The sequence below is a fragment of the Sphingomonas sp. BK345 genome (assembly GCF_014193845.1).
Lineage (GTDB): Bacteria > Pseudomonadota > Alphaproteobacteria > Sphingomonadales > Sphingomonadaceae > Sphingomonas.
Genome location: NZ_JACHZX010000004.1, coordinates 144,830 through 169,113, shown reverse-complemented (window position 1 = coordinate 169,113; position 24,284 = coordinate 144,830). Strand labels below are relative to the sequence as shown.

The 24,284-nt window shown below is 69.9% G+C and carries 29 protein-coding genes and 1 tRNA gene; 18 read left to right on the top strand and 12 right to left on the bottom strand.

Annotated features, from left to right (window positions below; translation table 11 throughout):
• Nucleotides 1–3: 3 nt before the first annotated feature.
• Nucleotides 4–456, top strand: a complete 453-nt coding sequence (locus tag FHY03_RS14230; protein WP_183931467.1) for a hypothetical protein — start codon at nucleotides 4–6, stop codon at nucleotides 454–456.
• An 87-nt stretch (nucleotides 457–543) separates the two neighbouring features.
• Here FHY03_RS14230 and FHY03_RS14225 read toward each other — a convergent pair whose 3' ends face one another.
• Nucleotides 544–735 (bottom strand): hypothetical protein, encoded by a 192-nt coding sequence (locus tag FHY03_RS14225; RefSeq protein WP_183931466.1) that lies wholly within the window; start codon nucleotides 733–735, stop codon nucleotides 544–546.
• A 189-nt stretch (nucleotides 736–924) separates the two neighbouring features.
• Here FHY03_RS14225 and FHY03_RS14220 point away from each other — a divergent pair, with 189 nt between their 5' ends.
• Nucleotides 925–1,101 (top strand): hypothetical protein, encoded by a 177-nt coding sequence (locus FHY03_RS14220; RefSeq protein ID WP_183931465.1) that lies wholly within the window; start codon nucleotides 925–927, stop codon nucleotides 1,099–1,101.
• Between the two features lie 631 nt (nucleotides 1,102–1,732).
• On the opposite strand, the gene FHY03_RS14215 is transcribed toward FHY03_RS14220, so the two are convergent.
• From FHY03_RS14215 to FHY03_RS14205, 3 genes are read right to left on the bottom strand one after another with little or no spacing between them, the layout of a single operon-like run.
• Nucleotides 1,733–2,494 (bottom strand): flagellar hook assembly protein FlgD, encoded by a 762-nt coding sequence (locus tag FHY03_RS14215; RefSeq protein WP_183919681.1) that lies wholly within the window; start codon nucleotides 2,492–2,494, stop codon nucleotides 1,733–1,735.
• 12 nt (nucleotides 2,495–2,506) lie between these two features.
• The gene (locus tag FHY03_RS21350) at nucleotides 2,507–4,033 is read right to left on the bottom strand and encodes a flagellar hook-length control protein FliK (RefSeq protein ID WP_183931464.1); all 1,527 of its coding nucleotides are present in this window, start codon (nucleotides 4,031–4,033) and stop codon (nucleotides 2,507–2,509) included.
• A gap of 52 nt (nucleotides 4,034–4,085) precedes the next feature.
• On the bottom strand, nucleotides 4,086–5,732 hold the full coding sequence (locus FHY03_RS14205; RefSeq protein ID WP_183931463.1) for an FHIPEP family type III secretion protein: 1,647 nt from the start codon (nucleotides 5,730–5,732) through the stop codon (nucleotides 4,086–4,088).
• On the opposite strand from FHY03_RS14205, the gene FHY03_RS14200 reads away from it, so the two are divergent.
• Nucleotides 5,731–6,465, top strand: coding sequence for an OmpA family protein (locus FHY03_RS14200; protein WP_183931462.1), 735 nt, complete (start codon nucleotides 5,731–5,733; stop codon nucleotides 6,463–6,465). The two genes, FHY03_RS14205 and FHY03_RS14200, sit on opposite strands and share 2 nt — an antisense overlap.
• Before the next feature lie 18 nt (nucleotides 6,466–6,483).
• The gene (locus FHY03_RS14195; RefSeq protein ID WP_183919748.1) at nucleotides 6,484–6,912 is read left to right on the top strand and encodes a hypothetical protein; all 429 of its coding nucleotides are present in this window, start codon (nucleotides 6,484–6,486) and stop codon (nucleotides 6,910–6,912) included.
• Nucleotides 6,913–7,171: 259 nt separating this feature from the next.
• Here FHY03_RS14195 and FHY03_RS14190 read toward each other — a convergent pair whose 3' ends face one another.
• Both FHY03_RS14190 and dinB read right to left on the bottom strand, forming a co-directional pair.
• Complete coding sequence (locus tag FHY03_RS14190; RefSeq protein WP_183931461.1) at nucleotides 7,172–7,981, bottom strand: shikimate 5-dehydrogenase; 810 nt, start codon at nucleotides 7,979–7,981, stop codon at nucleotides 7,172–7,174.
• Nucleotides 7,982–8,237: 256 nt separating this feature from the next.
• Nucleotides 8,238–9,323 carry a DNA polymerase IV gene (gene dinB, locus FHY03_RS14185; RefSeq protein WP_409314206.1) on the bottom strand — a complete coding sequence of 362 codons (1,086 nt, stop codon included), beginning with the start codon at nucleotides 9,321–9,323 and terminating at the stop codon, nucleotides 8,238–8,240.
• A gap of 62 nt (nucleotides 9,324–9,385) precedes the next feature.
• Here dinB and FHY03_RS14180 point away from each other — a divergent pair, with 62 nt between their 5' ends.
• The 6 genes from FHY03_RS14180 (at nucleotide 9,386) to FHY03_RS14155 (ending at nucleotide 14,243) form a co-directional block, all read left to right on the top strand.
• On the top strand, nucleotides 9,386–10,048 hold the full coding sequence (locus FHY03_RS14180) for an epoxyqueuosine reductase QueH (protein ID WP_183931460.1): 663 nt from the start codon (nucleotides 9,386–9,388) through the stop codon (nucleotides 10,046–10,048).
• A 122-nt stretch (nucleotides 10,049–10,170) separates the two neighbouring features.
• Nucleotides 10,171–10,881, top strand: a complete 711-nt coding sequence (locus FHY03_RS14175; protein WP_183919754.1) for an AAA family ATPase — start codon at nucleotides 10,171–10,173, stop codon at nucleotides 10,879–10,881.
• Nucleotides 10,881–11,261 carry a hypothetical protein gene (locus tag FHY03_RS14170; protein ID WP_183919756.1) on the top strand — a complete coding sequence of 127 codons (381 nt, stop codon included), beginning with the start codon at nucleotides 10,881–10,883 and terminating at the stop codon, nucleotides 11,259–11,261. Before FHY03_RS14175 ends, FHY03_RS14170 begins: the two co-directional genes overlap by 1 nt.
• Nucleotides 11,258–12,448 (top strand): tetratricopeptide repeat protein, encoded by a 1,191-nt coding sequence (locus tag FHY03_RS14165; RefSeq protein WP_183931459.1) that lies wholly within the window; start codon nucleotides 11,258–11,260, stop codon nucleotides 12,446–12,448. The genes FHY03_RS14170 and FHY03_RS14165 overlap by 4 nt, the downstream gene beginning before the upstream one ends.
• Before the next feature lie 55 nt (nucleotides 12,449–12,503).
• On the top strand, nucleotides 12,504–13,295 hold the full coding sequence (locus tag FHY03_RS14160) for a TIGR04290 family methyltransferase (protein WP_183931458.1): 792 nt from the start codon (nucleotides 12,504–12,506) through the stop codon (nucleotides 13,293–13,295).
• Between the two features lie 30 nt (nucleotides 13,296–13,325).
• The gene (locus FHY03_RS14155) at nucleotides 13,326–14,243 is read left to right on the top strand and encodes a glycosyl hydrolase (RefSeq protein ID WP_183931457.1); all 918 of its coding nucleotides are present in this window, start codon (nucleotides 13,326–13,328) and stop codon (nucleotides 14,241–14,243) included.
• On the opposite strand, the gene FHY03_RS14150 is transcribed toward FHY03_RS14155, so the two are convergent.
• A complete protein-coding gene (locus FHY03_RS14150; protein ID WP_183919763.1) occupies nucleotides 14,218–14,727 on the bottom strand; it encodes a DUF1003 domain-containing protein in 510 nt (169 codons plus the stop codon). The two genes, FHY03_RS14155 and FHY03_RS14150, sit on opposite strands and share 26 nt — an antisense overlap.
• 35 nt (nucleotides 14,728–14,762) lie before the next feature.
• On the opposite strand from FHY03_RS14150, the gene FHY03_RS14145 reads away from it, so the two are divergent.
• Together FHY03_RS14145 and FHY03_RS14140 are read left to right on the top strand one after the other, a co-directional pair.
• Nucleotides 14,763–15,722, top strand: coding sequence for a zinc-binding dehydrogenase (locus FHY03_RS14145; protein WP_221190215.1), 960 nt, complete (start codon nucleotides 14,763–14,765; stop codon nucleotides 15,720–15,722).
• A complete protein-coding gene (locus tag FHY03_RS14140) occupies nucleotides 15,715–16,716 on the top strand; it encodes a Gfo/Idh/MocA family protein (protein ID WP_260159034.1) in 1,002 nt (333 codons plus the stop codon). The genes FHY03_RS14145 and FHY03_RS14140 overlap by 8 nt, the downstream gene beginning before the upstream one ends.
• A 30-nt stretch (nucleotides 16,717–16,746) precedes the next feature.
• Here the strand turns inward: FHY03_RS14140 and FHY03_RS14135 are convergent, their stop codons facing one another.
• The 4 genes from FHY03_RS14135 to FHY03_RS14120 form a co-directional block, all read right to left on the bottom strand.
• Complete coding sequence (locus tag FHY03_RS14135; protein WP_183931456.1) at nucleotides 16,747–17,868, bottom strand: NADH:flavin oxidoreductase/NADH oxidase; 1,122 nt, start codon at nucleotides 17,866–17,868, stop codon at nucleotides 16,747–16,749.
• A gap of 300 nt (nucleotides 17,869–18,168) precedes the next feature.
• Nucleotides 18,169–18,306: a hypothetical protein gene (locus FHY03_RS14130; protein ID WP_183919767.1), complete on the bottom strand. Its 138-nt coding sequence runs from the start codon at nucleotides 18,304–18,306 to the stop codon at nucleotides 18,169–18,171.
• A gap of 114 nt (nucleotides 18,307–18,420) precedes the next feature.
• Nucleotides 18,421–18,558, bottom strand: coding sequence for a hypothetical protein (locus FHY03_RS14125; protein WP_183919769.1), 138 nt, complete (start codon nucleotides 18,556–18,558; stop codon nucleotides 18,421–18,423).
• Nucleotides 18,559–18,676: 118 nt separating this feature from the next.
• Nucleotides 18,677–18,753, bottom strand: a tRNA-Pro gene (locus FHY03_RS14120).
• Nucleotides 18,754–18,861: 108 nt separating this feature from the next.
• Here FHY03_RS14120 and pnuC point away from each other — a divergent pair.
• The 3 genes from pnuC to lepA all read left to right on the top strand — a co-directional run bounded on the left by pnuC (nucleotide 18,862) and on the right by lepA (nucleotide 21,881).
• Nucleotides 18,862–19,491, top strand: a complete 630-nt coding sequence (gene pnuC, locus FHY03_RS14115) for a nicotinamide riboside transporter PnuC (RefSeq protein WP_183931455.1) — start codon at nucleotides 18,862–18,864, stop codon at nucleotides 19,489–19,491.
• Nucleotides 19,488–20,006: an AAA family ATPase gene (locus FHY03_RS14110; protein ID WP_183931454.1), complete on the top strand. Its 519-nt coding sequence runs from the start codon at nucleotides 19,488–19,490 to the stop codon at nucleotides 20,004–20,006. The genes pnuC and FHY03_RS14110 overlap by 4 nt, the downstream gene beginning before the upstream one ends.
• Nucleotides 20,007–20,069: 63 nt before the next feature.
• Nucleotides 20,070–21,881 carry a translation elongation factor 4 gene (gene lepA / locus FHY03_RS14105; protein ID WP_183931453.1) on the top strand — a complete coding sequence of 604 codons (1,812 nt, stop codon included), beginning with the start codon at nucleotides 20,070–20,072 and terminating at the stop codon, nucleotides 21,879–21,881.
• A gap of 3 nt (nucleotides 21,882–21,884) precedes the next feature.
• Here the strand turns inward: lepA and FHY03_RS14100 are convergent, their stop codons facing one another.
• Nucleotides 21,885–22,133, bottom strand: coding sequence for a KTSC domain-containing protein (locus tag FHY03_RS14100; protein WP_183919774.1), 249 nt, complete (start codon nucleotides 22,131–22,133; stop codon nucleotides 21,885–21,887).
• Nucleotides 22,134–22,250: 117 nt separating this feature from the next.
• Here FHY03_RS14100 and modA point away from each other — a divergent pair, with 117 nt between their 5' ends.
• From modA to FHY03_RS14085, 3 genes are read left to right on the top strand one after another with little or no spacing between them, the layout of a single operon-like run.
• A complete protein-coding gene (gene modA, locus FHY03_RS14095; RefSeq protein WP_183931452.1) occupies nucleotides 22,251–23,006 on the top strand; it encodes a molybdate ABC transporter substrate-binding protein in 756 nt (251 codons plus the stop codon).
• Nucleotides 23,003–23,686: a molybdate ABC transporter permease subunit gene (gene modB / locus FHY03_RS14090; RefSeq protein WP_183919776.1), complete on the top strand. Its 684-nt coding sequence runs from the start codon at nucleotides 23,003–23,005 to the stop codon at nucleotides 23,684–23,686. Before modA ends, modB begins: the two co-directional genes overlap by 4 nt.
• Complete coding sequence (locus FHY03_RS14085; protein WP_183919778.1) at nucleotides 23,676–24,281, top strand: ATP-binding cassette domain-containing protein; 606 nt, start codon at nucleotides 23,676–23,678, stop codon at nucleotides 24,279–24,281. Before modB ends, FHY03_RS14085 begins: the two co-directional genes overlap by 11 nt.
• The last annotated feature ends 3 nt before the right edge of the window (nucleotides 24,282–24,284 follow it).

The window sequence follows — 24,284 nt, the reverse complement described above, 5'->3', positions numbered from 1 at the left end:
CGCATGTCGCCGCTCGCCGCCGCGCTGGACGAGGTGGCGACGACGCTACGCGGCGCGCGCGATCCCTGGTGGGTGATCGGCAGCGCGGCGGCATGGTTGCACAGGGCCGCGACGTCGGTGGCCGACATCGACGTGCTGCTCAGCCCGCGGGACGCACATGACGTGATCGCGGCGTGGCGCGGTAACGTGGTGATCGGTGCGCCCGGCGAACGCTTCCGCTCGTGCCCGTTCGCTCGACTGGAAGGTGCCACGCTGCCGATCGAGCTGATGGCGGGGCTCCGCGTCTGCTCGGCGGGGGAATGGATAGCCGTGCGACCGGTCACGCGGCAGTCGGTCGGCAGCGTTCACGTGCCCCAGCTATCGGAGTTGGAATCGATGTTCGACCTGTTCGGTCGACCGAAGGATCGTGTTCGGGCCGACCTGCTTCGCGACCTGGCCGCGCGATCGTCCGCCTGATCATCGCGAGATGGGGAGACGTTCAGCTCGAACATCAACACGATGCCCGCGGCTGACATCTCCCCGTTCTCACCGTATGGATCGGTCTCAGTCGACCACGGTGCCGACGACCGCGCCGCCGACGCCACCAACCGCCGCGCCCTTCTCGACGCTCTTGCCCGTCGCCGCCGCGACACCGGCGCCGCCCGCGCCGCCGATCGCCGCGCCGCGCAGCGTCGAACAGGCTGACATGCTCACCGCGCCGGCGACGAGCAGGGTGGAGAGGAGGATCTTACGCATGGATCAACTTCCTGTGCTGTGGGATGCCCGCTCCAATGACGCGCGAGGCGATGGGTTCCGTCGCGCAACCTTTCGTCACGCGCGTGCCGCGACAAATGCTCAGCCGCGCGACAATGATGACGCCGGCGCAACATCGTCGACATGCCGGCGAGAGGCGGGGAGGCCAAGGAGAGCGCGAGGAGATCGCGCATGTACCACGACCACGACGCCGATTATCACGCCGCGCGCGCCCGCGCTGAAGCGGTTCGCGCCATCGTCGCCAGCAGCGACGCCGCCGCGGCGATCCACCAGGAATTGTGCCTGCGCTATATCGGCCGGCTGCTTGCCGCCCTCGTGCTCGGCAACGCGGGTCGCGGTCGCGGATGAGCGCATTGAGTCCTGCGGGCGGACGTAAGCGAGCGAGGCTGACCCATCCAGATCGGCGGCGCGGCAGGTCGCTACGCTGCCGAACCGGGCTGTGCCGTTCTCAAGCGCGCGGCGCAGATACACGATCGTGTACGGACCATGGTCGATCGTCCGTGAACGAGACGGTGCTCGTCGTTCAGGACCTTCCCGCGACACCCACGAAACATTTCCCACCTTTCGCCATCCTGGATATTTTCCGCGATCCACGAGTCCGCACTCAAGATGCTCACCGTCGCGGGAGCGGCCTACCTCGGTCAGCCCGGGCTCGACCCCGGATCCATGGTGCCCCGAGAGTCCCCGGCCTTGCTCTCACGACGGGATGGATCTCGGCTCAAGCCTGTCCCGAGCGACGCCGCAGGGGCCGGGATGACGGCGAGGGACGAGAAGCAATCTCCCTCATCGCATCGTATCACCCGTGAAAAGCGGCGGGAGATCAAACGGCCGAAGGTGAAAGCCGCCTTTTGGGTCCGGACACACCTTGCCGCGAAGCCTACGCCTTGAAGGTGCGGCGGCACAGTAGACCGCTGACATCGCTCTCCTGAGCGTATCGAACGGTCCGGGATGACGAGAAAGTCTCGCAGAGAAATCCTCTTCATGCAGTAATGGTGGCGGCGCCGGCAGTGTCGATCGAGAGCAGCGCATCAAGCGGATAATTGGCGCCGTTGACCGTGACGATGGCTCGGCCGTCGAGCATCATCGCCGACGTGATCGTACCGGCCGCGGTGACAGCGCCGTTGATCGTCGCGCCGTTGACGTCCTTGGCGACGAGCGAGAGCGTGTAATTGCCCTCGGGCGCCTTGCCGCCGAGCGCGCTCGTGCCGTCCCATACGATCTTGCCCTTGGTGGCGGGGCTCAGCGCGATCGTCTTCATGACCGAGCCTTTGCTGTCCTTGATCTCCGCCAGCAGCGTCGCCGGCATCTGGCTATATTGGTACGACCAATTCGCCGGCTTGTCCGCTGTCAGTCCCGCGACCTGCGTGTCGAACCGCGCCTCGCGCCCGATGTAGGAAGACGCCTGCGCCAGCTCCTGCGAGGTCAGCTTGGCGAGGATCGTCTTCAGCGTGCTGTTCTGCTGGATCGACTGCTCGGTCTGCGCGAACTGAACCAGCTGGTTGGTGAATTGCGCCGTGTCCATCGGGCTGAGCGGATTCTGGTTCTGGATCTGTGACGTCAGCAGCTTCAGAAACATGTTGAAGTCGGCGCTGATCACCGGCTTGCTCTCAGGTGCGGCCGTCGCGTCGTCGTTCTTGTCGAGCGCGGCGCGGTCGGCCGCTGCCTTCTGTGCGGCGGCTTTCTGAGCGGCGACTTTCTCGGCGACGCTGCTCGCGTCGGACGTGCTGATCGGGGCGGTCATGGTGGCAACTCCTCAGGCGAAGACGTCGATCAGGCCGCTCGAACGCAGCCGGCGAGGGGTGGGAGCGGTGCTGGGTCGCTCGGCGGCGGGATCGGTGAGCGCGGCATAACGTTGGTCGCGCGCGACCGGCGCGTCCCACCGCTGACTGCCCCCCGATTGCCGCTCGGAAAAATGGAACGACTGCGCGTCGGCGCGCACGCCCGCGTCGGCGAGCGCGCGCTGCAATTGGTCGAGGTCATGACGCAGCAGGTCGAGAGCGGCGCGATTGTCGCTCGCGACGACGGCGCGAAGCCCGCCGTCCTGGCCGAAGCTCAACTGCACGTCGATCCGGCCGAGGTCGGGCGGGTCTAGGCGGATCGCGACATGGTCACGCCCGTCCGCGACTCCGCGCGCGAGCGCCACGCCGGTGTCCTGCCCGATCGTGCCGAGGCGAGCGAACGTAGCGGCGTTTCCGCTCGGTGACCGGCCGTCATGCGGTGCGTACAGCCGCTCGACGTGGCGTAGAGCGGCGGCATCCGTCTCCGCCGCCACGCCGGATCGGGCGACGGCGGCGGACAGAGGCGTGGCGCCGACCGCTGCTGGGGTGATGTCAGGTGGAGGAGCGTCGAAGGGAAACGAAGAAGCGGAGCGGTGCGCGCCCACACTCGCCGGCATGGTGGCCGAGACGTCGAACGATGGCGTTCTGTCACCCAGTTTGCCTCTCGCTTGTCCTGCTTCCTCGTGGAGCGCATCTGCCGCTTCGATCAGATCGCAGGCTCGGGCGGGCGCGCTTGCCACCGGCGATGCGGAGACCAGCTTGCCGGCCGTGACGCTCGTCTCCGGCTGCATCGAGCCGACCACCTTGCCCGCATGCGTCGCGGAGACCAGCGCTGCTGTTGCGGTTCCAGCCGGATCCACGACGCCCGCTTCGTCTGCGATCGACCCGTCGAGATCGGCGGCAACCGTGTCCTCACCCTCAGCCGCTAAGTTGCGTCTGGACACACTCGTGCCGCCGCCGCTCGCTGGTGCAGGCGCGTCCTCGTCGGCGACAAGCGTCAGCCCGTCGGTTACCGGCGCGCCGAGGACCGGACCGCCGCCGAGGCTGATCGTGGCAGCCGAGGTCGTCGTGTGCGGAGGGATCGTCGTGTTCGAGGCGGTGGCGTGGACGGCAGCCGGCTGCGCATGCTCGGTAGAGGTCGCGACGGCCGTGTCACCGTTCGCGCTGAGCGTAGCAATCGCGTCATCGGCCGCACTCACGGTCGCTGGAACGGTCGCCACCGCTCGCTCGGTGACAAGAAGCGTTGCGAAGGGTGAACCGAGCCGGGGAGCGTCGCTGCCGGACTGAACACCGCTCGCGCCCGGGGTGGCCTGGGCACGGGCGGACGCCATCTCCGCGGTCGCCTTGTCGCGGGCAGCCGGTGCTTCGCCCTCGCCGGAGATCTCACTCGCTAGCAGATGATCGAAGCGACTCGTGGTCGAGCCGTCATCCTCCCTGGATGCCTTGAAGGAAGGCGCGCGCTGGCCGCTGGTCGCGGCGGAATGGACGTCGATCACCGGCACGCTCGCTCCACTATCCAAGGTTCACGTCGTATCTTCATAGGATGCCGCTCGCTCAGGCAGCGGCGGCCGTCGCGGAATCATCGTCGAGCGTGCCCAGGGCGCGCACCCGCACGCGCGGGTGAATCTCGCTCTGCGACAGCACCACCGTGGCAGGACGCGCGCGCTCGATGACCGAGCGAACGAAGGGGCGCAGCGCCGGGTTGGTGAGCAGGCAGGGTATCTCGCCGCGCTCGGCCCAGCGATCGAGCGCGCGCGCGACGGTGTCGATGAAGCGCTGTACCAGGTCGGGCGCCATCGCGAGCTGCCGCTCGTCGCCTTGGCCGACGATCGCTTCGGAGAAGGCCTCGTCCCAGCGCGCTCCGAGCAGCAGGACGGGGATCACGCCGTCGCGCGTGTGCTGAGCCGAAATCTGGCGAGCCAGGCGCGCGCGCACGTGCTCGGCGATGAAGCGGATCGACTGGGTGAAGCTCACCGCCTCCGCGATCCCCTCGAGGATCGTCGGTATGTCGCGGATCGAGATCTCCTCTGCCAGCAGCGTCTGCAGCACGCGCTGCACCGCCGACACTGTGATCTTGGACGGGATGATCTCCGCCACCAGCTTCTCGACGTCGCGGTGTACCTCGGTGAGCAGCTTCTGCGTCTCGGTATAGGTGAGCAGGTCGGGCAGGTTGGCCTTGACCACCTCGGTGAGATGGGTCGTCACCACCGTGCCGCAGGTCACCGTGGTGAGGCCGCGCAGCGCCGCCTCGTCGCGCAGGCTGCGATCGATCCACAGCGCGGGCAGCCCGAACACCGGCTCGCGCGCCGTCTCGCCCGCGAGACCCAGCGGTGCACCGCCCGGGTTGATCACCAGCAGCTTGTCGATGCGGATCTCGCCACGCGCCGCCTCGGTGCCGCGCACGAAGACGAGATACTGGTGCGGCGGCAGCGTCATATTGTCGAGGATGCGAACCGCGGGCAGCACGAAGCCGTAATCCGCGGCGAGCTGGCGGCGCAGCGCGCGGACCTGATCATCCAGCCGCGGCTCGCTATTAGAATCATTGATCAGCGGCAGCAGCGCATAGCCGAGCTCGATTCGCACCGCGTCGATCGCGAGCGTCTCGGCGATCGGCTCGGCGGCCTCGGCCGCGCTCTTCTCCGCCTCGATGATCGAGACCGCGAGTTCGTCGGCGCGTCGACGGGCGGCGGTCTGGCCGAGCGACCAGCTGAGCCATCCGCAGCCCGCCGCTAGCAGCGCGAACGGCAGGAACGGCAGGCCCGGCGCGAGCGCGAGCGCGGCGAGCAGCGCGCCGACGATCGCGAAGGCCTGGGGATAGCGCCCGAGCTGCTCGCTCAGCGCCATCCCGGTCTTGCCGCGCGCGCCGCCCTTGGAGACGAGCAGACCCGCCGCGGTGGAGACGATCAAAGCGGGGATCTGGCTGACCAGACCCTCGCCCGCGGTGAGGATGGTATAGGTGCGGAACGCCTCGCCGAAGGGTAGCCCGTGCAGCACCACGCCGATCGTCAGCCCGACCAGGATGTTGATCCCGGTGATCACGACGCTTGCGATCGCGTCGCCCTTCACGAACTTGGAGGCGCCGTCCATCGCACCGTAGAAGCCGCTCTCGGCCTCGAGCTCGGCACGTTTGGCGCGCGCCTGATCCTCGGTGATCATGCCGGCGGACAGATCGGCGTCGATCGCCATCTGCTTGCCGGGCATGCTGATGTGGTTGATCGCGACGCCCGACAAGGGAAGGCTCAAAGGTCTCGCTCAATATTTCTCCACCTCGGTGACGACGATGGCACCGGCGGCGCAGACCGACCAGCCTGAGCTGGAGCCGGGCACCGGCGGTCGGCTACGACGCGCGCAGGGCGACCAGATGCAAGCCTTCGGCATCCTCAGCGCCGAGGCCGGTACCGCCGGCGCGTCGCGCGGCGGGACCGCGAACATCCCGGCGGCCAGCCGCCGCGCGCTCGCCGACGAGCTGCGTGTCGCGCTCGAACTCGCGCCCAATGCGACGCAGGGCCCGCGCTCGGTGCAGGTCGAGCGGGAGCATGACGGCGTTCGGATCACGCTGATGGACACCGCGCAGCAGAGCATCTTCGCCGGCCCTACGGCCGAGTTGAACGCTTACGGCCGCGCGCTCCTCGCGCAGGTCGCGCGCCGGCTCCAGCATGTCGAGGCGCAGCTGGCGATCGAGGGGCATACCAGCGCCGAGGGTGGTGCGCAGAGCGCGGCGAACTGGCGGCTCTCGGGCGCCCGCGCCGAGGCCGCGCGGGACACCCTGGTGGCGGACGGGCTCTCGCCCGATCGCTTCGCGCAGATCGTCGCGCGCGCTGGCACGCAGCCGGTCTATCCGGACCAGCCGAGCCGCGCCGAGAACCGCCGGATAGCGATCATCGTACTGTCCGAACCTTCCGTGCTGCCGCGCGACGGCAGCCTTCGTTTCTGAGCTTCAAGGATCATCGCGGTGCCACCCTTCGCGCGTCGTCTGCTCGTCCTGCTCTGCGGCGTCGCCGTCGGCAGCCTGAGCGCCCTCGAGGTCAGTCACCTCGTCGGGGGTGACAATATCTTCGCCGCCGCGCCGCGGCGCGAGTTCGTGCCGATCGGCACGCTGACCGCCCCCCTCGTCGGGTCGGACGGTCATCTGCTCGGCTATCTCAGCTTCGACGCGCAGATCGAGGTGCCGGTGCGGCGCGAGCGCGAGATACGCTCGGGCCTGCCGGTGCTCGCCGACGCGGTCAATCGCACCAGCTTCGCCGCGCCGATCGCCGGCCCGGCCGAGGGCTATGTGCCGCAGCTGCAGGTGCTGCGTGAACTCGTCCATGCCGCAGCGCTGAAGACCTATGGAGCGGAGGTGGTCTCGCGAACCGTGATCACGCGCGCCAACCTGACCTGACCTGAGCGGTGCGTCGGGCGAACGCGCATGGGCGGGAACGGTCCGGCAGCATCGCGGACGTTCGGTGGAGGAGCGCGCGTCGCCGGATGTTCGATGTCAGGGCGGGCGGTCGCGTACCTACGCGGTTGGTAAGCCGGTCAGCGCGGTTGGAGGCTGATATGATCGTCGGCCCCACCGGGTCCTCGCCGCTGCTCCGTTCCGCGTAAGGGCTTCTGCGCGCCTCTTCGGCCGCGCGGCTATGCCTTCGGTACGGACAGCGTCACCTTCCCAGCGCATAGGCCTCCGCCGCCGCGACCTGCGCCTCGGTCGGGCGCACCCCGGTGTAGAGTATGAATTGCTCGAGCGCCTGAAGCTTGGCGATCTCGGCGCCGGTCACCACGGGCGTGCCGAGCGCGCGCGCCAGCCGCAGCAGCGGCGTCTCGACCGGCTTGGCCACGACGTCGATCACCACCTCGGCGGCCTCGACCTGCGCGTGCGTGAAGGCGAGCGTCTCGGCGTCGGCGCCGGTCATGCCAAGCGGGGTGACGTTGACCAGCACCGGTGCCATTAGCTCCTCGGCCTCGGCCTGCCAGTCGCAGCCCAGCGCCGTCGCCAGGGTGCGCCCTTTCGCCACGTTGCGCGCGACGATCACGCCCTCGACGAAGCCGGCGTCGACCAGCGCGGTGGCGGTCGCCTTGGCCATGCCGCCGCTGCCGCGCAGCAGGAACGGCGCGCGCGCGAGCGGCTCCACCAGGGTGCGTACCGCGCTGTAATCGGTGTTATAGCCGAGCAGCGTGCCGTCCTCGTTGAGGATGGTGTTGACGCTGTCGATCGCCGCGGCGGAGTCGCGCAATCCGTCGAGCAGCGGGATCACGTCCTCCTTGAAAGGCATCGACACCGCACAGCCGCGGATGCCGAGCGCGCGAATGCCGCGCACCGCGCCTGCTAGGTCCGTTGTGGTGAACGCCTTGTAGACGTAGTCGAGGCCGAGCGCCTCGTAGAGATGGTTATGGAAGCGCGAGCCGAAGGTGCCCGGGCGGGCGGCGAGCGACATGCACAGGCGGGTGGTCGGGCCGATCGGTGGCTTCATCGATGATTCTCCTCGTCTGCCGGGCGCGATAGCCGATGCTTGGCGGGTGGCCCAATCGTGGCGTGCTGCGCGGGCCACCCTCACGCGATGACGCGATGACGCGAGGCGGTGGGGCACGCGGAGGCGCGAAACGTGCTCCTGCGAACGCAGGAGCCCAGCGCCGCGGGGGGCGACGCGCGGGAACTTCGACTTTTGCTTCCTCAGCCGCACGGCGAAGCTCCAAGCCCTCGTCCGAGTGGCGCCACCGCATGATCGGTCACAGCAGCGGCAGCGCCGCCTGCGCGGGCGCTTCGTTGCGCTGCAACCCCGAGAGCGTCAGCCCCAGCAGCCTGATCCCGCCCTCGACCGGCAGCAGCGGCGCCAGCAGCGCGCGGCCGATCGCCACCATCTGCGCGCGATCTTCGATCGGCGTCGTCAGCGAGCGCGCGCGCGTGATCGTGGCGAAGTCGGCGCGGCGAAGCTTGAGCGTCACGGTACGGCCGCGCGCCGCGGCGCGCTCGATCCGGGCCCAGGCGGCGTCGGCGACGCGCTCGAGCGCCTCCTCGATCGCGGTCCTCTCCGCCAGGTTCGTCTCGAAGGTGCGCTCGGCACCGACCGACTTGGCCTCGCGATGGGCGCGCACCGGTCGCTCGTCGATCCCGCGCGCGGCGCCGTGGAGGTAATCGGCATGGCTGCCGAAATGCGCGCGCAGAAAGGCAATGTCGCGGTCGCGCAGGTCCGCGCCGGTCTCGATCCCCAGCCGCGCCATCTTGGCCGCGGTCACCGGGCCGACGCCGTGAAAGCGCTTGACCGGCAGCGAGGCGACGAAGGCCGCGCCCCGCCCCGGGGGGATGACACAGAGGCCGTTCGGCTTGTTGTGGTCGGAGGCGAGCTTGGCGATGAACTTGTTGTAGCTCACCCCGGCGGAGGCGGTGAGCCGGGTCTCGGCGGCGATCCGCGCGCGGATCTGCTCCGCGATCGCGCTGGCCGAGCCGAGCCCGCGCACGTCCTCGGTGACGTCGAGATAGGCTTCGTCGAGCGAGAGCGGCTCGATCAGCTCGGTGTAATCGGCGAAGATCGCGTGGATCTGCTGGCTCACTGCGCGATAGACGTCGAAGCGTGGCGGTACGAACACCAGCTCGGGGCAGCGCCGCAGCGCGGTAACCGAGGGCATCGCCGAGCGCACCCCGAAGGCGCGCGCCTCGTAGCTCGCCGCCGCCACGACGCCGCGCGCACGTGCGCCGCCGACCGCGACCGGGCGCCCGCGCAGCTCGGGCGCGTCGCGCTGCTCGACCGACGCGTAGAAGGCGTCCATGTCGATATGGATGATCTTGCGGGTCGCGGGTGCGCTCACGCGCGCGATATAGGGTCGCAGGTGGCCGCGATGCGATGACTTTCGCGCGGCGATCGGCTAGAGCGCGCGGCATGACCAGCGACCTCCAACGACCCATCCTCACGCCTCCCGACGGTGCCCAGAAGGTGTTGCTCCACTCGTGCTGCGCGCCCTGCTCGGGCGAGGTGATGGAGGCGATGACCGCGAGCGGGATCGACTATACGATCTTCTTCTACAATCCCAACATCCACCCCAAGGAGGAATATTTGCTCCGCAAGGAGGAGAATATCCGCTTCGCCGAGGCGCATGACGTGCCCTTCGTCGACGCCGATTATGACACCGCCAATTGGTTCAAGCGCGCGCGCGGGATGGAGCAGGAGCCCGAGCGCGGCATCCGCTGCACGATGTGCTTCGACATGCGCTTCGAACGCACCGCGCTGTACGCGCACGAGCACGGCTTCCCGGTGATCACCTCCTCGCTCGGCATCTCGCGCTGGAAGAACATGGCGCAGATCAACGATTGCGGCGAGCGCGCGGCGGCGCATTACCCGGGCATCAGCTATTGGACGTTCAACTGGCGCAAGGGCGGCGGTGCGGCGCGAATGATCGAGATTTCCAAGCGCGAGCATTTCTACCAGCAGGAATATTGCGGCTGCGTCTACTCGCTGCGCGACACGAACGCGCACCGCGTCTCGCAGGGTCGCGAGGAGATCCGCATCGGTGAGCTCTACTACGGCGACGAGCCGAAGGGGTAAGTGGATCCTCCCCGCGAGCGGGAAGGATCATGCCGCGCCAATAGTTCGGGGTCATCATTAACGCTTCGTCCACCCCGCGCTGGCATGCCCTGCGACGGAACAACGGGGGACACGGCGGCGACATGCGCGTACTCGCGATGGCATCGCAGAAGGGCGGATCGGGCAAGACCACGCTCTCGGGGCATCTGGCGGTGCAGGCGCAGCTCGTCGGCGCCGGACCGGTCGTGCTGATCGACATCGATCCGCAGGGCTCGCTGGCGGACTGGTGGAACGAGCGGGAGAACGAGTTTCCCGCCTTCGCGCAGACCAGCGTCTCGCGCCTTGCCGCCGACCTCGACGCGCTGCGCGCACAGGGATTCAAGCTGGCGGTGATCGACACGCCGCCCGCGATCACCATGGCGATCCAGAGCGTCGTCCAGATCGCCGAGCTGATCGTGATCCCGACTCGGCCGAGCCCGCACGACCTGCGCGCGGTCGGCGCCACCGTCGATCTCTGCGAGCGCTCGGGCAAGCCGCTGCTCTTCGTCGTCAATGCCGCCACCCCTAAGGCGCGGATCACCTCCGACGCCACGATCGCGCTGTCGCAGCACGGCACGGTGGCGCCGATCACGGTGCACCAGCGCACCGACTTTGCCGCCTCGATGATCGACGGGCGTACCGTGATGGAGGTCGATCCGAAGGGGCGCTCCGCCGCCGAGATCGCCGAATTGTGGAGCTATGTCTCCGACCGGCTCGAGAAGAATTTCCGACGCACCGTCTTCGCCGCACCCAAGCCGGGCACGACGCCGGCGCGGCCGCAAGGGGCGGGCTTCGGCCGCCGCGTGGTGGCCTGATGATCGGGACCAAGCCGATGGCCGCGCTCAGCGTCGGGCTGCTCGCGCGCAAGGGCCAGGCGCGCCCGGCGATGCGTCGCGCCGACACATTCACCGCGCTGGCGCGCGCGGGCGACGACCTCGGCTGGAACGACATGGGGGAGGGGGCGCCTGCCGCACTGCCGCCGGTGCTCGCCGCGCGCGAGCGGCTGGCGGCGGAGCTCGGGACCCCACCGCACGCGCGTGCGACGGCGCCGTCGCCGGGCAAACGAGTGGCCTTCACGCTCCGGCTCGACGGCGAGCGCCACCAGTGGTTGCGCCAGGCAGCGGCGGCGCGCGGCGTCTCGGCGCAGGCGCTGCTCACCACGGCGCTCGACCGGCTCGCGGCGGACGCGGCATGAGGCGCGTCACGGTGATCGGCGTACTCAGCCTGGCGCTGCTCTGCGCCGGCTTGGCGGAGGTGGTGGTGCCCGCGGCGGCGACGAGCGACGGCCGCGCGCGCGTCGCTGACGCGGCGCATCACGCCGAGCGCGCGCGCAAGGCGCTCGTCAAGCGCCGCTGGGACCGCGCGGTGCGCGAGGGCGAGATCGCGGTGGCCGACGCCCCCGCGGACGGCGAGCATCGTCGGCTGCTCGGCGTCGTCTATCTGCGCGCGGGCCGCTTCGCCTCGGCGGCGCGCGCGTTCGAGGACGCGCTGACGCTCCGTCACGACGATCACGCCGCCGCACTCGACCTCGCGCTCACCCAGGTCGCGCTCGGCCAGTGGGACCGCGCGCGCGCCACGCTCGCCGCGCATGCCGGCGGGATCGCGGCGCCAGATCGCGGGCTGGCGCTCGCGCTCGCGGGGGACCTGCCGGGGGCGCTCCAGGTGCTGATGCCCGCCGCGCGGCTGCCCGAGGCGGATGCCAAGACACGGCAGAACCTAGCCTTCACGCTCGCGCTGGCGGGCCAGTGGCCGCAGGCCCGCGCGCTCGCCGCTTTTGACCTGCCCGCCGACGCGGTCGACCGCCGGCTCGCCACCTGGGCGGCGCTGGCCCAGCCGCGCGCGGCGTCGGATCAGGTCGCCGCCTTGCTCAGCATCACGCCGGCGAGCGACCCTGGGCTCCCCGTGGCGCTCGCGCTCGTCGCGCCTGCCCCGGTGGCGACGCCGATCGCGGTCGCCGCCCCTCCGCCGCCCGCCTTCGTGTCGCAGATCATCCCGCCGGCGGCGCCCCCGCTGGTGTCGCGTCCGGTACCGCCCGCCGCGCTCGTTCCGTCCGCACGGCCAGCTGTCGCGCCGCGCCCGCGGACGCTCACGCCTGGCGGCTATTATCTCCAGCTCGGCGCCTACGAGAATGCCGCGGTGGCGCGCGACGGCTGGCGCGGCGCGCTGCGGCGTTGGCCGGTGCTCGGCCGGCTGCGCCCTACCGGCATCGCCGCGGACCGGAGCAGCTCGCTGTACCGGCTGTCGGTCGGCGGCGTCGCGCGCGGCGACGCGATCCAGCTGTGCCGCGGCTATCGCGCGCGCGGCGGTCATTGCTTCGTGCGGCTCGCCGCGGGCGATCGGCCGGCACCGTGGCGAGCGGGATCGCGCCTCGCGGCTAAGTAGATGGAACACCTTCTATAATCGTTCGTTGGCGTAACGAACGGGTGAAGGGGAACGAATGCCATCTGCCGGGGAGGGGCTGCGCGAGCGGGTCGACGCGCTCGCGCCGTGGTTTCACAACATCGATCTCGGCGGCGGGCTGACCACCGCGCCCGATCATTTCCTCGGCGACTATCCGCGCGAGAAGTTCGCCGCGTTCGCCAGCTGCGTGCCCGATGATCTCACGGGCAAGTCGGTGCTCGACATCGGCTGCAACGCCGGCTTCTACTCGGTCGAGATGAAGCGGCGCGGTGCGACGCGCGTCGTCGGGATCGACTGGGACGAGCGTTATCTCGCCCAGGCGCGGCTCGCCACCGAGTCGCTGGGATTCGGCGACAGCGTCGAGTTCCGTCAGTTGTCGGTCTATGACGTGGCAACGCTGGGCGAGCGCTTCGACCTGGTGATCTTCATGGGCGTGCTTTACCACCTGCGCCACCCGCTGCTCGCGCTGGACCTGATCCGCGAGCATGTCGCGCGCGATCTGATGCTGTTTCAGACGATGCAGCAGGGGTCTACCGGCCTCAGCGACGTGCCGGAAGACCATCCTTTCTTCCTGCCCGGCACTTTCACGCCGCCACCCTATTTTGACGATCCGGCCTATCCGAAGATGCACTTCATCGAGCGGAAGTTCGCGGGCGACTGGACCAACTGGTGGGCGCCCAACCATGCCTGCTCGGAGGCGATGCTGCGCGCCTCGGGCTTCACCGTGGTGGCGCACCCGCAGGACGACGTCTATCTCTGCCGCGTCGCCGACGTGCCCTATGCGCAGCATGGGCCCGCCGCCGTCTATCCGGCCCAGCCACGTGCATAAGGCAGCCACGAGCGTGAGGGGAATGAGCGCGTGATCGAAGCCGCGATGATCTGGAACGAGCCCAACAACAAGTCGCACTGGGACCCGGAGGTCGATCCCGACTGGAGCCTCTTCGCCGACACCGTGTCGCGCGCCGGCGCGGCGATCGCGTCGGTCAACCCCGACGTGACCCGCGTGCTCGGCGGCATGTCGCCGATCGATCCCCTGTGGGTCAAACGGCTGGAGGCGCACGGTTGCCTCGACGCGGTCGACGTGCTCGCCGTGCACGGCTTCCCGCTCGATTGGAATCTGTGGTCGATTCACGACTGGCCCGCCAAGGTGGCCGAGATCGAGGCGGTCACCGACAAGCCGGTGTGGGTCACCGAGGTGGGCGTTGGTTCGTTCGGCGCGGAAGAGGTGCAGGTGTTCGGCGTCGAGAAGACCGCCGAGCTGCTGATCGGGCGCGTGCCGCGGATCTATTGGTACTCGCTGTTCGACCTGCCGCAGGAATGGGGCGCCACCACGCGCCACCGCGAGGCCGAGGGGTCGAGCTACTATCGCCACTTCTACATGGGGCTGATCCGCGCCGACGGCACGCCCAAGCCCTCGCTCGACAGCTACGCCAAGGTGGCGAGCGAGATGGGGCTGATGCAGTGGTTTCATTTCGAGGACCCGCGGCTCGATGATGCCGTCGAGTGGATGAAGCGGCTGGGGACGAAGAAGCTGCGCACCGGGCTGAGCTGGGCCGACAGTTTCCGCCCCAACGCGGTCGACTGGTTCGACCGTCAGATGGAGGCGCTCGCCGACTTCGACACGACGGTCACCTTCTGCTTCACGCCCGAACATCTCGGCATTCAGCCGCACCACACCAGTGCGGCGCGCGACCCGCAGGCCTTCGCCGATTTCTGCGCGTGGATGATCGACCGCTACGCGCCCGCCGATGTCACGCGCCAGGCGGCGCTGGCGTAGCCTGGTCGAGCGTGTCGAGCACGTCCTCGGCGCGCACGTCGCGCTCGATCTCGGCGGTATCGTCCGGCGGCTTGACCCCGACCCGCTCGGCGATCTGGCGGACCAAGCCGGTGAGCCGCGACAGTTCGTGCTCGGCGAGGAGGTTGATGTGGAGGTCGAGGTCGGCGCGCGCCTGCGCCTGTGCGGCCATGCGGTTCTGGCTGATGAGGACGAAGGTGGACAGGAAGATCGCCTCCACCGACGCGATCATCGCCAACACGACGAAGGTCGGGTCGAACTTGGGCGACAAGCACAGGTTCCACGCGATCCAGCCTCCGAAGAAGGTCAGGTGCAGCGCGACGAAGATCATCGATCCGGTGAAGGCGGTGATCCGTCCCGCCAGCCGATCCGACCACGGCGCCGCGGCCTCGACACGGCGTTGCCGCTCGGCGAGGCGGTGGATGTTGTCGGCGAGCGCGCCGTTGAGATCACGCGGTTCATTCATGGAAAGTCGAACGATTGTCGCACGATAATGGAAGCATGATGCCCGCTGCGGTGCTGGTGGCGCCGCGACGGTTCGAGCTGCGCGAGGCACCGCTGCCGGAGCCGGGCGTGGGCGAGGTGCGCGTGCGGCTTGAGGGCTGCGGCGTGTGCGCGTCGAACGTCGAGCCATGGGAGGGGCAGCCGTGGTCGACCTATCCCAGCGAAGCCGGCGGGATGGGGCATGAGGGCTGGGGCGTCGTCGATGCGGTGGGCGAGGGCGTCAGCGATGTCGCGCTCGGCGAGCGGGTGACGATGCTGTCGGGGCATAGCTTCGCCTCTTATGACGTGGCGGCGGTCGACCAGCTGGTGCGGCTCCCCGCCGGGCTCGACGGGCGCGCCTTCCCGGGCGAGCCGCTGGCATGCGCGATGAACATCTTCCGTCGCAGCGCAATCGAGCACGGCCAGACCGTGGCGATCGTGGGGATCGGCTTCCTCGGCGCGGTGCTGACGAAGCTGGCGAGCGACGCGGGCGCGCGGGTGATCGCGATCTCGCGCCGGCCTGAGTCGCTCGCGCTGGCGACCCGCTACGGCGCTGCCGAGACGATCGCGATGGACGATCACTGGGCGATCATCGAGCGCGTCAGGCAGCTCACCGGCGAGGCGCTGTGCGCGCGCGTGATCGAGGCGGTCGGCAAGCAATGGCCGCTCGACCTCGCCTCGGCGATCACCGGCTTCGGCGGGCGCCTGATCGTGGCGGGCTATCATCAGGACGGGCCGCGCCAGGTCAACATGCAGGACTGGAACTGGAAGGGGATCGACGTGATCAACGCGCACGAGCGCGACCCGCGCGTCAACCGGCGCGGCCTGGAGGAAGCGGTCGAGGCGGTCGCGAGCGGGCGGATCGACCTCGCGCCGCTGCTGACGCATCATTTCCCGCTGAGCGAGCTCGATGCCGCGATCGCGGCGACGCGCGACAAGCCGCACGGCTTCGTCAAGGCGGTGATCGACCTTGGGTAGGGCGGCCAAGCCCCGCGTCGGCTTCCTCGGGACCGGCTGGATCGGCCGCCATCGCATGGCGGCGATGATCGCGAGCGACTGCATCGAGCCGGTCGCGGTGTGCGAGCCCGGCGCGGACAATCTGCGCGAGGCGCTGGCGCTCGCGCCGGGACTGCGCGCGGTGGCGACGCTGGACGAGCTGCTCGCGCTCGATCTCGACGGCGTGGTGATCGCGACGCCGAGCGCGCTCCACGCCGACCAGTCGATCCGGGCGCTGGAGGCGGGCGCGGCCGTGTTCTGCCAGAAGCCGCTCGGGCGCGACGCGGACGAGGCGGCGGCGGTGGTCGCGGCGGCGCGCGCGGCCGACCGGCTGCTCGGGCTCGACCTGTCGTACCGCTACACCGAGGGCGTGCGCCAGATCGGCGAGTTGCTGTCGCGCGACGCGCTCGGCCGGCTTTTCGCGATCGATCTCACCTTCCACAACGCTTACGGCCCGGACAAGCCGTGGTTCTATGACAAGGCCCAGGCGGGCGGCGGCTGCGTGATGGACCTCGGCATTCATCTCGCCGATTTGGCATTGTGGCTCACCGGCTTCCCGGAGGCCGAGGTGACCGACGCCGCGCTCTATGCCGGCGGCGCACCGTTGGGTCAGGGCGCCGTAGAGGATTATGCGGTCGCTACGGTGCGGCTCGGCGACGGTGTGACGCTTCGGCTGGCCTGTTCCTGGCGGCTCCACGCCGGGCAGGACGCGGTGATCGAGGCGGCCTTCTACGGCGCGGCCGGCGGCGCGGCGCTGCGCAACGTCGGCGGCTCCTTCTACGACTTCACCGCGGAACATTTCCGCGGCACCGCACGCGAGACGCTCGCGCTTCCGCCCGACGACTGGGGCGGGCGCGCCGCGGTCGACTGGGCCGAGCGGCTCGCGGCGGGCGCACGCTTCGACGAGGGCGCGGAGCGGTTCGTGCGTACCGCCGCGCTGCTCGACTCGATCTACGCGCGGGCGCGGGGCGCGTAGCGGGGCGGACGCGACCGCCCCGCACGCCGTTCAGCTCTCCGCGCTACCCTCGACATCGAACAGCGAGCGATACTGGCGCGGCTGCGAGCGCAGATACTGGTCGGGCGCTTTGACGCGCCCGCCGAGGTGCGCCGCGGCGTGCCACGGCCAGCGCGGGTCGTAGAGGATCGTCCGGGCCAGCGCGATCAGGTCGGCGTCGCCGGTGCCGACGATCGCCTCGGCCTGCTCATAATCGGTGATCAGCCCGACCGCGACGACCGGCAGCGATACCGCCTGCTTCACCGCGCGCGCCAGCGGCACCTGGTAGCTCGGCCCGACCGGGATCTCCTGGCGCGGGTCGAGCCCGCCGCCGGAGACGTGGATCGCCGCGCAGCCGCGCGTCTCCAGCGCCTGGGCGAAGGCGATCGTCTGCTCGGCGTCCCAACCGCCCTCGACCCAGTCGCTGCCCGAGACCCGCATCGTCACCGCGCGATCGGCCGGAAAAGCGGCGCGCACCGCGTCGAACACCTCGAGCGGGAAGCGCAGCCGGTTCTCCAGGCTGCCGCCATATTCGTCGTCGCGACGGTTCGACAGCGGCGAGAGGAACTGGTGGAGCAGATAGCCATGAGCGCCGTGCAGCTGCACCGCGTCGATACCGAGCCGGGCCGCGCGATGCGCCGCCGCGACGAAGGCGTCGCGCACCCGCGTCAGTCCGTCTCGGTCGAGCGCGGCGGGCGGGTTCTCGCCCTCGGCGAAGGCCAACGGGGAGGGGGCGACCGTCTGCCAGCCGTTGGCATGGTCGGGCGCGAGCTGCTTGCCGCCGTGCCACGGCAGGTCGGTGGACGCCTTGCGACCGGCATGCGCCAGCTGGAGGGCGATCGGCATGTCCGAGTGGCGCCGCACCGACTCGAGCACGCGCGCCATCGCCGCCTCGGTGGCGTCGTCCCACAGACCGACGTCGGCGTAGGTGATGCGACCTTCGGGCTCGACCGCCGTGGCCTCGATCGTCAGCAGCGCCGCACCGGACAGTGCGAGCTGGCCGAGGTGGATCAGGTGCCAGTCGGTCATGCAACCGTCCTCGGCCGAATATTGACACATCGGCGCGATGACGATCCGATTGGCCAGTGACAGGCCGCCGACCTCGGATGGTTCGAATAACTTGGGTCCGCTCACGCGAGGCTCCTCCATGGGTGAGGGAAGGATACGCACCAGCGGGGCGTCGGTGCCGCGTGACGCGGTGAGAGAATATTTACCCTGACGTGGGATTAACTGTGTCGACGCACTCGGGTGCGACGGAGGGACTCGAGATGATCATTGCCGCCGGCTATGCGATCGGTTTCGGCTTCACGCTCACGGCGGTGGCGCGCACCTGCTGGCGGATGCGACGCCGTCCCGCGCGCGCCTTCGCCTGATCCGACACGGCCGCGCCACCCCCTGGGATGACGCGGACGCGACGATATGGCGAAGGGACGCTCAGGCGCGCGCGCTGACCGCACGCTCCAGCATCGCCGCCTCGACTGGTGTCAGACCGGCGCGCGGATCGTCGTTGATGCGCTTGGTGGTGTTGGCAGCGGGCTTGGTGCGGAACAGGCTCAGCGTCGTGCTCTTCATGGCTAACCTCATAACGGGACAGGGCATCTGTCGCTCGTCGTGGGGAGCACAACCGGGTCGGCCCCGCTTTGTTCCCATCGCCGCCAGTCCCTGAGCGTGGCGTGGCGCCATCGCTCAGCTCGGATGCGCCTCCGCTTCCTGTGCGTCGGCCGAGCGCTCTACCGGTACCATGTCGTCCGACGCGTCGTCGGAGCGGGCGCCGGGTGGGTTCATGTCGGTCGGCTGCGGCTCTGCCTGGCGGCGGTCGTCCATCGCTGTCCTCCTGCGTATGCGGGGAGAACGCTCGGCACCGGAAAACGTCGCGAGCCGCGCCGAGATTGCGCGATCCAACCGTAGAGCTGGATTTTAGCTGATCTCACAAGGAGATAATTGGTCGGGGAAAGAGGATTCGAACCTCCGGCCCCTGCGTCCCGAACACAGTGCTCTACCAGGCTGAGCTATTCCCCGACCAGGGTGCCGTCCGGCCAGAGCCGGCGACAGGGCGCGGCTTATATCAGCGGTTCGTCGGCGCGCAAGCGGCTATTCGCACGCCAGCGACGATTGCGGCGCGTGAAGGTGTGCAAGCCTCTTGGCGGCGCCGCGCTGGCGTGGAAAGACCGCGCCATGTCGCTGATCGAGTGGATCGCCACGCTGCTGGGAATCGCCTGTGTCGCGCTCGCGGCACGGCGCAGCGTGTGGACCTTCCCGACCGCGATCGGCTCGGTGACGCTGCTGGGCGCGGTGGTGTTCGAACAGCGGCTCTACTCCGACGCGCTGCTCCAGGGCTTCTTCGTCCTCGCCAACCTGTACGGCTGGGCGACGTGGCGGCGCGAGCGACGGCGCACGGGCGAGGTGACGGTGGAGCGGCTCGGCGCACCGGCGCGGCTCGGCTGGGCGGGCGCGAGCGTCGCCGCGGCGCTGTTGTGGGGCGCGGCGATGCACCGGCTCACCGATGCGAGCTATCCCTGGTGGGACGCGGCGATCGCCGCCGCCAGCGTCGCGGCACAGCTGCTGATGGCGCGGCGCAAGATCGAGAATTGGTGGCTGTGGATCGCGGTCGATCTCGCCTCGGTTCCGCTCTACCTCGCCAAGCAGCTGTACCTCTTCGCCGCGCTCTACCTGGTATATCTCGCGCTCGCGGTGATCGGGCTGGCCGAGTGGCGCCGCGCACGCCACCCCGCGCGCGCGCTGGCGGTTCCGGCGTGACGCTGCGGACGATCTGCCTTCACGGGCCCGAGAGCACGGGCAAGTCGACGATGGCGCCCCGGCTCGCCAAGCAGTTCGACTCGGTCTGCGTCGCCGAGTTCGGCCGGACCTACTGCGAGCGCTACGGCACGGACCTCACCATGGCCGACCTGGTGGTGATCGCGCACACGCAGGACATGAAGGCGCGCAAGGCGGTCGACTCGGGCGCGCACCCGGTGATCCTCGACACCGATCCGCTGATGAGCGCGGTCTGGGCCGACATGATGTTCGGCCGCCGCGATCCCTGGTTCGCGCGCTGGGACAATGTGGCGGACTTGTACCTGCTGTTCGACATCGACCTGCCGTGGCAGCCCGACGGCACGCGGCTGTTCGGCAATCGCGCGGCGCGGCAGCGCTTCTTCGACCTGTCGAAACGCGAGCTGGAGCGCCGCGGCGTTCGCTGGGCGCTGGTGAGCGGCGAGGGGAGCCGCCGCTACCTCAACGCGCTCGACGCGATCCATCATGCCGCGGGGTGAGACGGGCCATGTCCGCCGAATGGCTGGCGCGGCCGGTCACGCTGCGCTAGGCACCCGCGGATCATGGCCACCCCGCTCGACACGATCCGCAATTTCTCGATCATCGCCCATATCGACCACGGCAAGTCGACGCTCGCCGACCGGCTGATCCAGGCCACCGGCGGCCTGACCGACCGCGAAATGAGCGAGCAGGTGCTCGACAATATGGAGATCGAGAAGGAGCGCGGGATCACGATCAAGGCGCAGACCGTGCGCCTGTCGTACAAGGCGCAGGACGGCGCGACCTACACGCTCAACCTGATGGACACGCCGGGCCACGTCGACTTCGCGTATGAGGTCAGCCGCAGCCTCGCCGCCTGCGAGGGCGCGCTGCTGGTGGTCGACGCGGCGCAGGGGGTCGAGGCGCAGACGCTCGCCAACGTCTACCAGTCGATCGAGCACGACCATGAGATCGTGCCCGTGATCAACAAGATCGACCTGCCCGCCGCCGAGCCCGAGAAGGTGCGGGCCGAGATCGAGGACGTGATCGGCCTCGACGCCTCCGAGGCGGTGCTCGCCAGCGCCAAGTCGGGGATCGGCATCGCCGACATCCTCGAGGCCATCGTCCGCAAGATCCCGCCGCCCAAGGGCGACGCCGACGCACCGCTTAAGGCGATGCTGGTCGACAGCTGGTACGACCCCTATCTTGGCGTCGTCATCCTCGTGCGCGTGATCGACGGCACACTGCGCAAGGGTCAGCAGGTCACCTTCATGCAGGCGGGGACGCAGCATCTGGTCGACCGCGTCGGCTGCTTCCGCCCCAAGATCGAGCAGCTGACTGACCTCGGTCCGGGCGAGATCGGCTTCATCACCGCGCAGATCAAGGACGTCGCGATGGCGCGCGTCGGCGACACGCTGACCGACGCCAAGCGGCCCGCGGCGGAGGCGCTGCCGGGCTTCAAGGAAGTTCAGCCGGTCGTCTTCTGCGGGCTGTTCCCGGTCGATGCCAACGACTTCGAGAAACTGCGCGAGAGCATCTCCAAGCTGCGGCTCAACGACGCCTCGTTCAGCTTCGAGATGGAGACCAGCGCCGCGCTCGGCTTCGGCTTCCGCTGCGGGTTCCTCGGGCTGCTGCACCTCGAGATCATCCAGGAGCGGCTGACGCGCGAGTACGACCTCGACCTGATCACCACCGCCCCCTCGGTGGTCTATCAGATCGAGCTGACCCACGGCGGCGGGCACATCGAGCTGCACAACCCGGCGGACATGCCCGACCCCAACAAGATCGAGAGCATCAGCGAGCCGTGGATCGAGGCGGTGATCTACGTCCCCGACGAATATCTCGGCTCGATCCTGAAACTGTGCCAGGACCGCCGCGGTATCCAGAAGAACCTCACCTATGTCGGCGGGCGCGCGCAGGCGACGTACGAGCTGCCGCTCAACGAGGTGGTATTCGACTTCTACGATCGGCTGAAGTCGCTGTCGAAGGGCTATGCCAGCTTCGACTATCACCAGATCGGCTACCGCGAGGGCGACCTCGTCAAGATGTCGATTTTGGTCAACGAGGAGCCGGTCGACGCGCTCAGCATGATCGTCCACCGCGGCACCGCCGAGGTGCGCGGACGCGGCATGTGCGAGCGGCTCAAGGAACTCATCCCGCGCCACCTGTTCAAGATCCCGATCCAGGCGGCGATCGGCGGCAAGGTGATCGCGCGCGAGACGATCAGCGCCATGCGCAAGGACGTCACCGCCAAATGCTATGGCGGCGACGCGACGCGTAAGCGCAAGCTGCTGGAGAAGCAGAAGAAGGGCAAGCTGAAGATGCGCGAGTACGGCAGCGTCAGCATCCCGCAGGAAGCCTTCATCGCGGCACTGCGCATGGGCGACGAGGGCTGAGGCTCAGGCGGCGCGCTCGTCGAGCGGGTAGCGCCGGCGCCCGTCCGCGGGCGCGCACTCGAACCGGTCGCGAACTGCCGCGTTGAAATAGCTGCCCACCGACGGTGCGGCGACCAGCGCGTCATAGGTCGCGTGCGGGACGTCGCGGTACAGATAGCGGCGGCCCGCGCGAAAGGTGACGAGGAGCGTCCGCGCCGCCTCATCGTAGACGAGGTGCTCGATCAGTGACGAGACGGGGCGGTGCGCGTGCATCGAGCGAGAGCGTCAGGCGCGCGGGGTCGTTCCGTCGATCGCGGCGAGCTGAGTCGACAACGCGACGTGGCTCGTCCGCTTATTGTATCCGCACGGATACGGTGCGATGGCGTCTCCATGCGTGCCCTACTCTCGCTCGTCCTGCTGCTGCTCGGCGGCCCCGCATGGGCGCAGGAGCGTGCTGCGCCGCTCGTTCTCGCCGCCGCCAGCCTGCAGGAGGCGCTGAGCGACGCCGCCGACGCCTGGAGCGCGCAGGGGCACCCGCGGCCGGTGCTTTCCTTCGCTGCTTCCTCCGCACTGGCGCGGCAGATCACCGCTGGCGGCCGCGCCGACCTGTTCGCCTCGGCCGACACCGACTGGATGGACGAGGTCGAGCGCCGCGGCCGGGTCGTGCCCGGCACGCGCGCGGTGCTCGCGCGCAACCGGCTCGTGGTGGTGGCACGTCCCGGCACGCCCGACGTGAGCGCGACCCGTGGTGCCGCGCTAGCGCGTCGGCTCGGTGCGGCGCCGCTGGCGATGGCCGATCCGACGGCGGTGCCAGCGGGCAAGTACGGCGAGGCCGCGCTGCGCACGCTCGGCGCCTGGGACGCGGTGAGCGGGCGCATCGTTCGTGCCGAGAACGTCCGCGCCGCGCTGGCGCTGGTGGATCGCGGGGCGGCACCTTACGGCATCGTCTACGCGACCGACGCCCGTGCGGCGACCGCGGTGCGCATCGCGGGCGTCTTCCCGGCGGCGAGCCACCCGGCGATCGTCTACCCCGTGGCGCGCCTCACCGACGGCCCGGCGCCGCGCGAGGCCGAGGCGTTCCGCCGCTTCCTGCTGTCGCGCGCGGGTCAGGCGATCCTGGCGCGCCGCGGCTTCGCGCCGCGGTGAGCGAACTCGCCGCGATCGTGCGGCTGACCTTGCTGGTCGGTGGGACTGCGACGCTAGCGACGCTGCCGCTCGCCTTCGCGCTCGCCTGGGTACTGGCGCGCTGGCACTTCCCGGGCAAGGTGCTGCTGGACGGGCTGATCCATCTGCCGCTGGTGGTGCCGCCGGTGGTGACCGGCTGGCTGCTGCTGCTCGCGTTCGCGCCCACCGGCGCGATCGGCGGTGCGCTCGACCGCTGGTTCGGGGTCTCGGTGCTGTTCCGTTGGAGCGGCGCGGCAATCGCGGCGGGGGTGATGGCGTTGCCGCTGATGGTGCGTGCGATCCGGCTGTCGCTCGAGGCGGTCGACCGGCGGCTCGAACAGGCCGCCCGCACGCTCGGCGCGGGGCGGTGGCGCAGCTATGTGACGGTGACCCTGCCGCTCGCCGCGCCGGGGATCGCGGCGGGGGCGGTGCTGGGCTTCGCGCGCTCGATCGGCGAGTTCGGCGCCACCATCACCTTCGTCTCCAACGTGCCGGGCGAGACGCAAACCTTACCGCTCGCGATCTACGCGGCGCTGCAGACGCCGGGCGGCGAGGCGGCGGTATGGCGGCTCGCCGCCGCCTCGGTCGCGCTGTCGCTCGCCGCGTTGGTGGCGGCGGAGTGGCTGGTGCGGCGCGCGGGGCGGGGCGTCCGTGTCCTTTGACGTCGACGTTGTCGCGACAAGGGGTGAAACCCTTGTCGGCGCGCGCTTCGCGGTGGGCGAGGGGCTCACCATGCTTGTCGGTCCGTCGGGCGTGGGCAAGACCAGCGTGCTGGACATGATCGCCGGGCTGCTGCGGCCGGTCCGTGGGCATGTTCGGGTAAACGGGCGGACGCTGCATGACTCCGTGGCCGGGATCGACCTCCCGCCGGAGCGGCGTCGCGTCGGCTATGTCTTTCAGGACATGCGGCTGTTCCCGCACCGGCGGGTGCGCGCCAACCTGCTGTACGGCGGCCGCGACGGAGCGCGGCTGGCCGAGGTGGCGGCGATGCTCGACGTGAGCCATCTGCTCGACCGCTGGCCGCGCACGCTATCGGGCGGGGAGGCACGCCGGGTGGCGATCGGACGCGCGCTGCTGAGCGATGCCGCCTTCCTGCTGCTCGACGAGCCTCTGTCGTCGCTCGATCCGGTGAGGCGGGAGGAAGCGGCGCGCGCGATCGAGCGGGTGCGCGACACGCGCGCGGTGCCGATCCTGATGGTCACGCACGACCGAAGTGAGGCCGAGCGGCTCGGCGATCGCGTGATCGCGATCGGTTAGGAC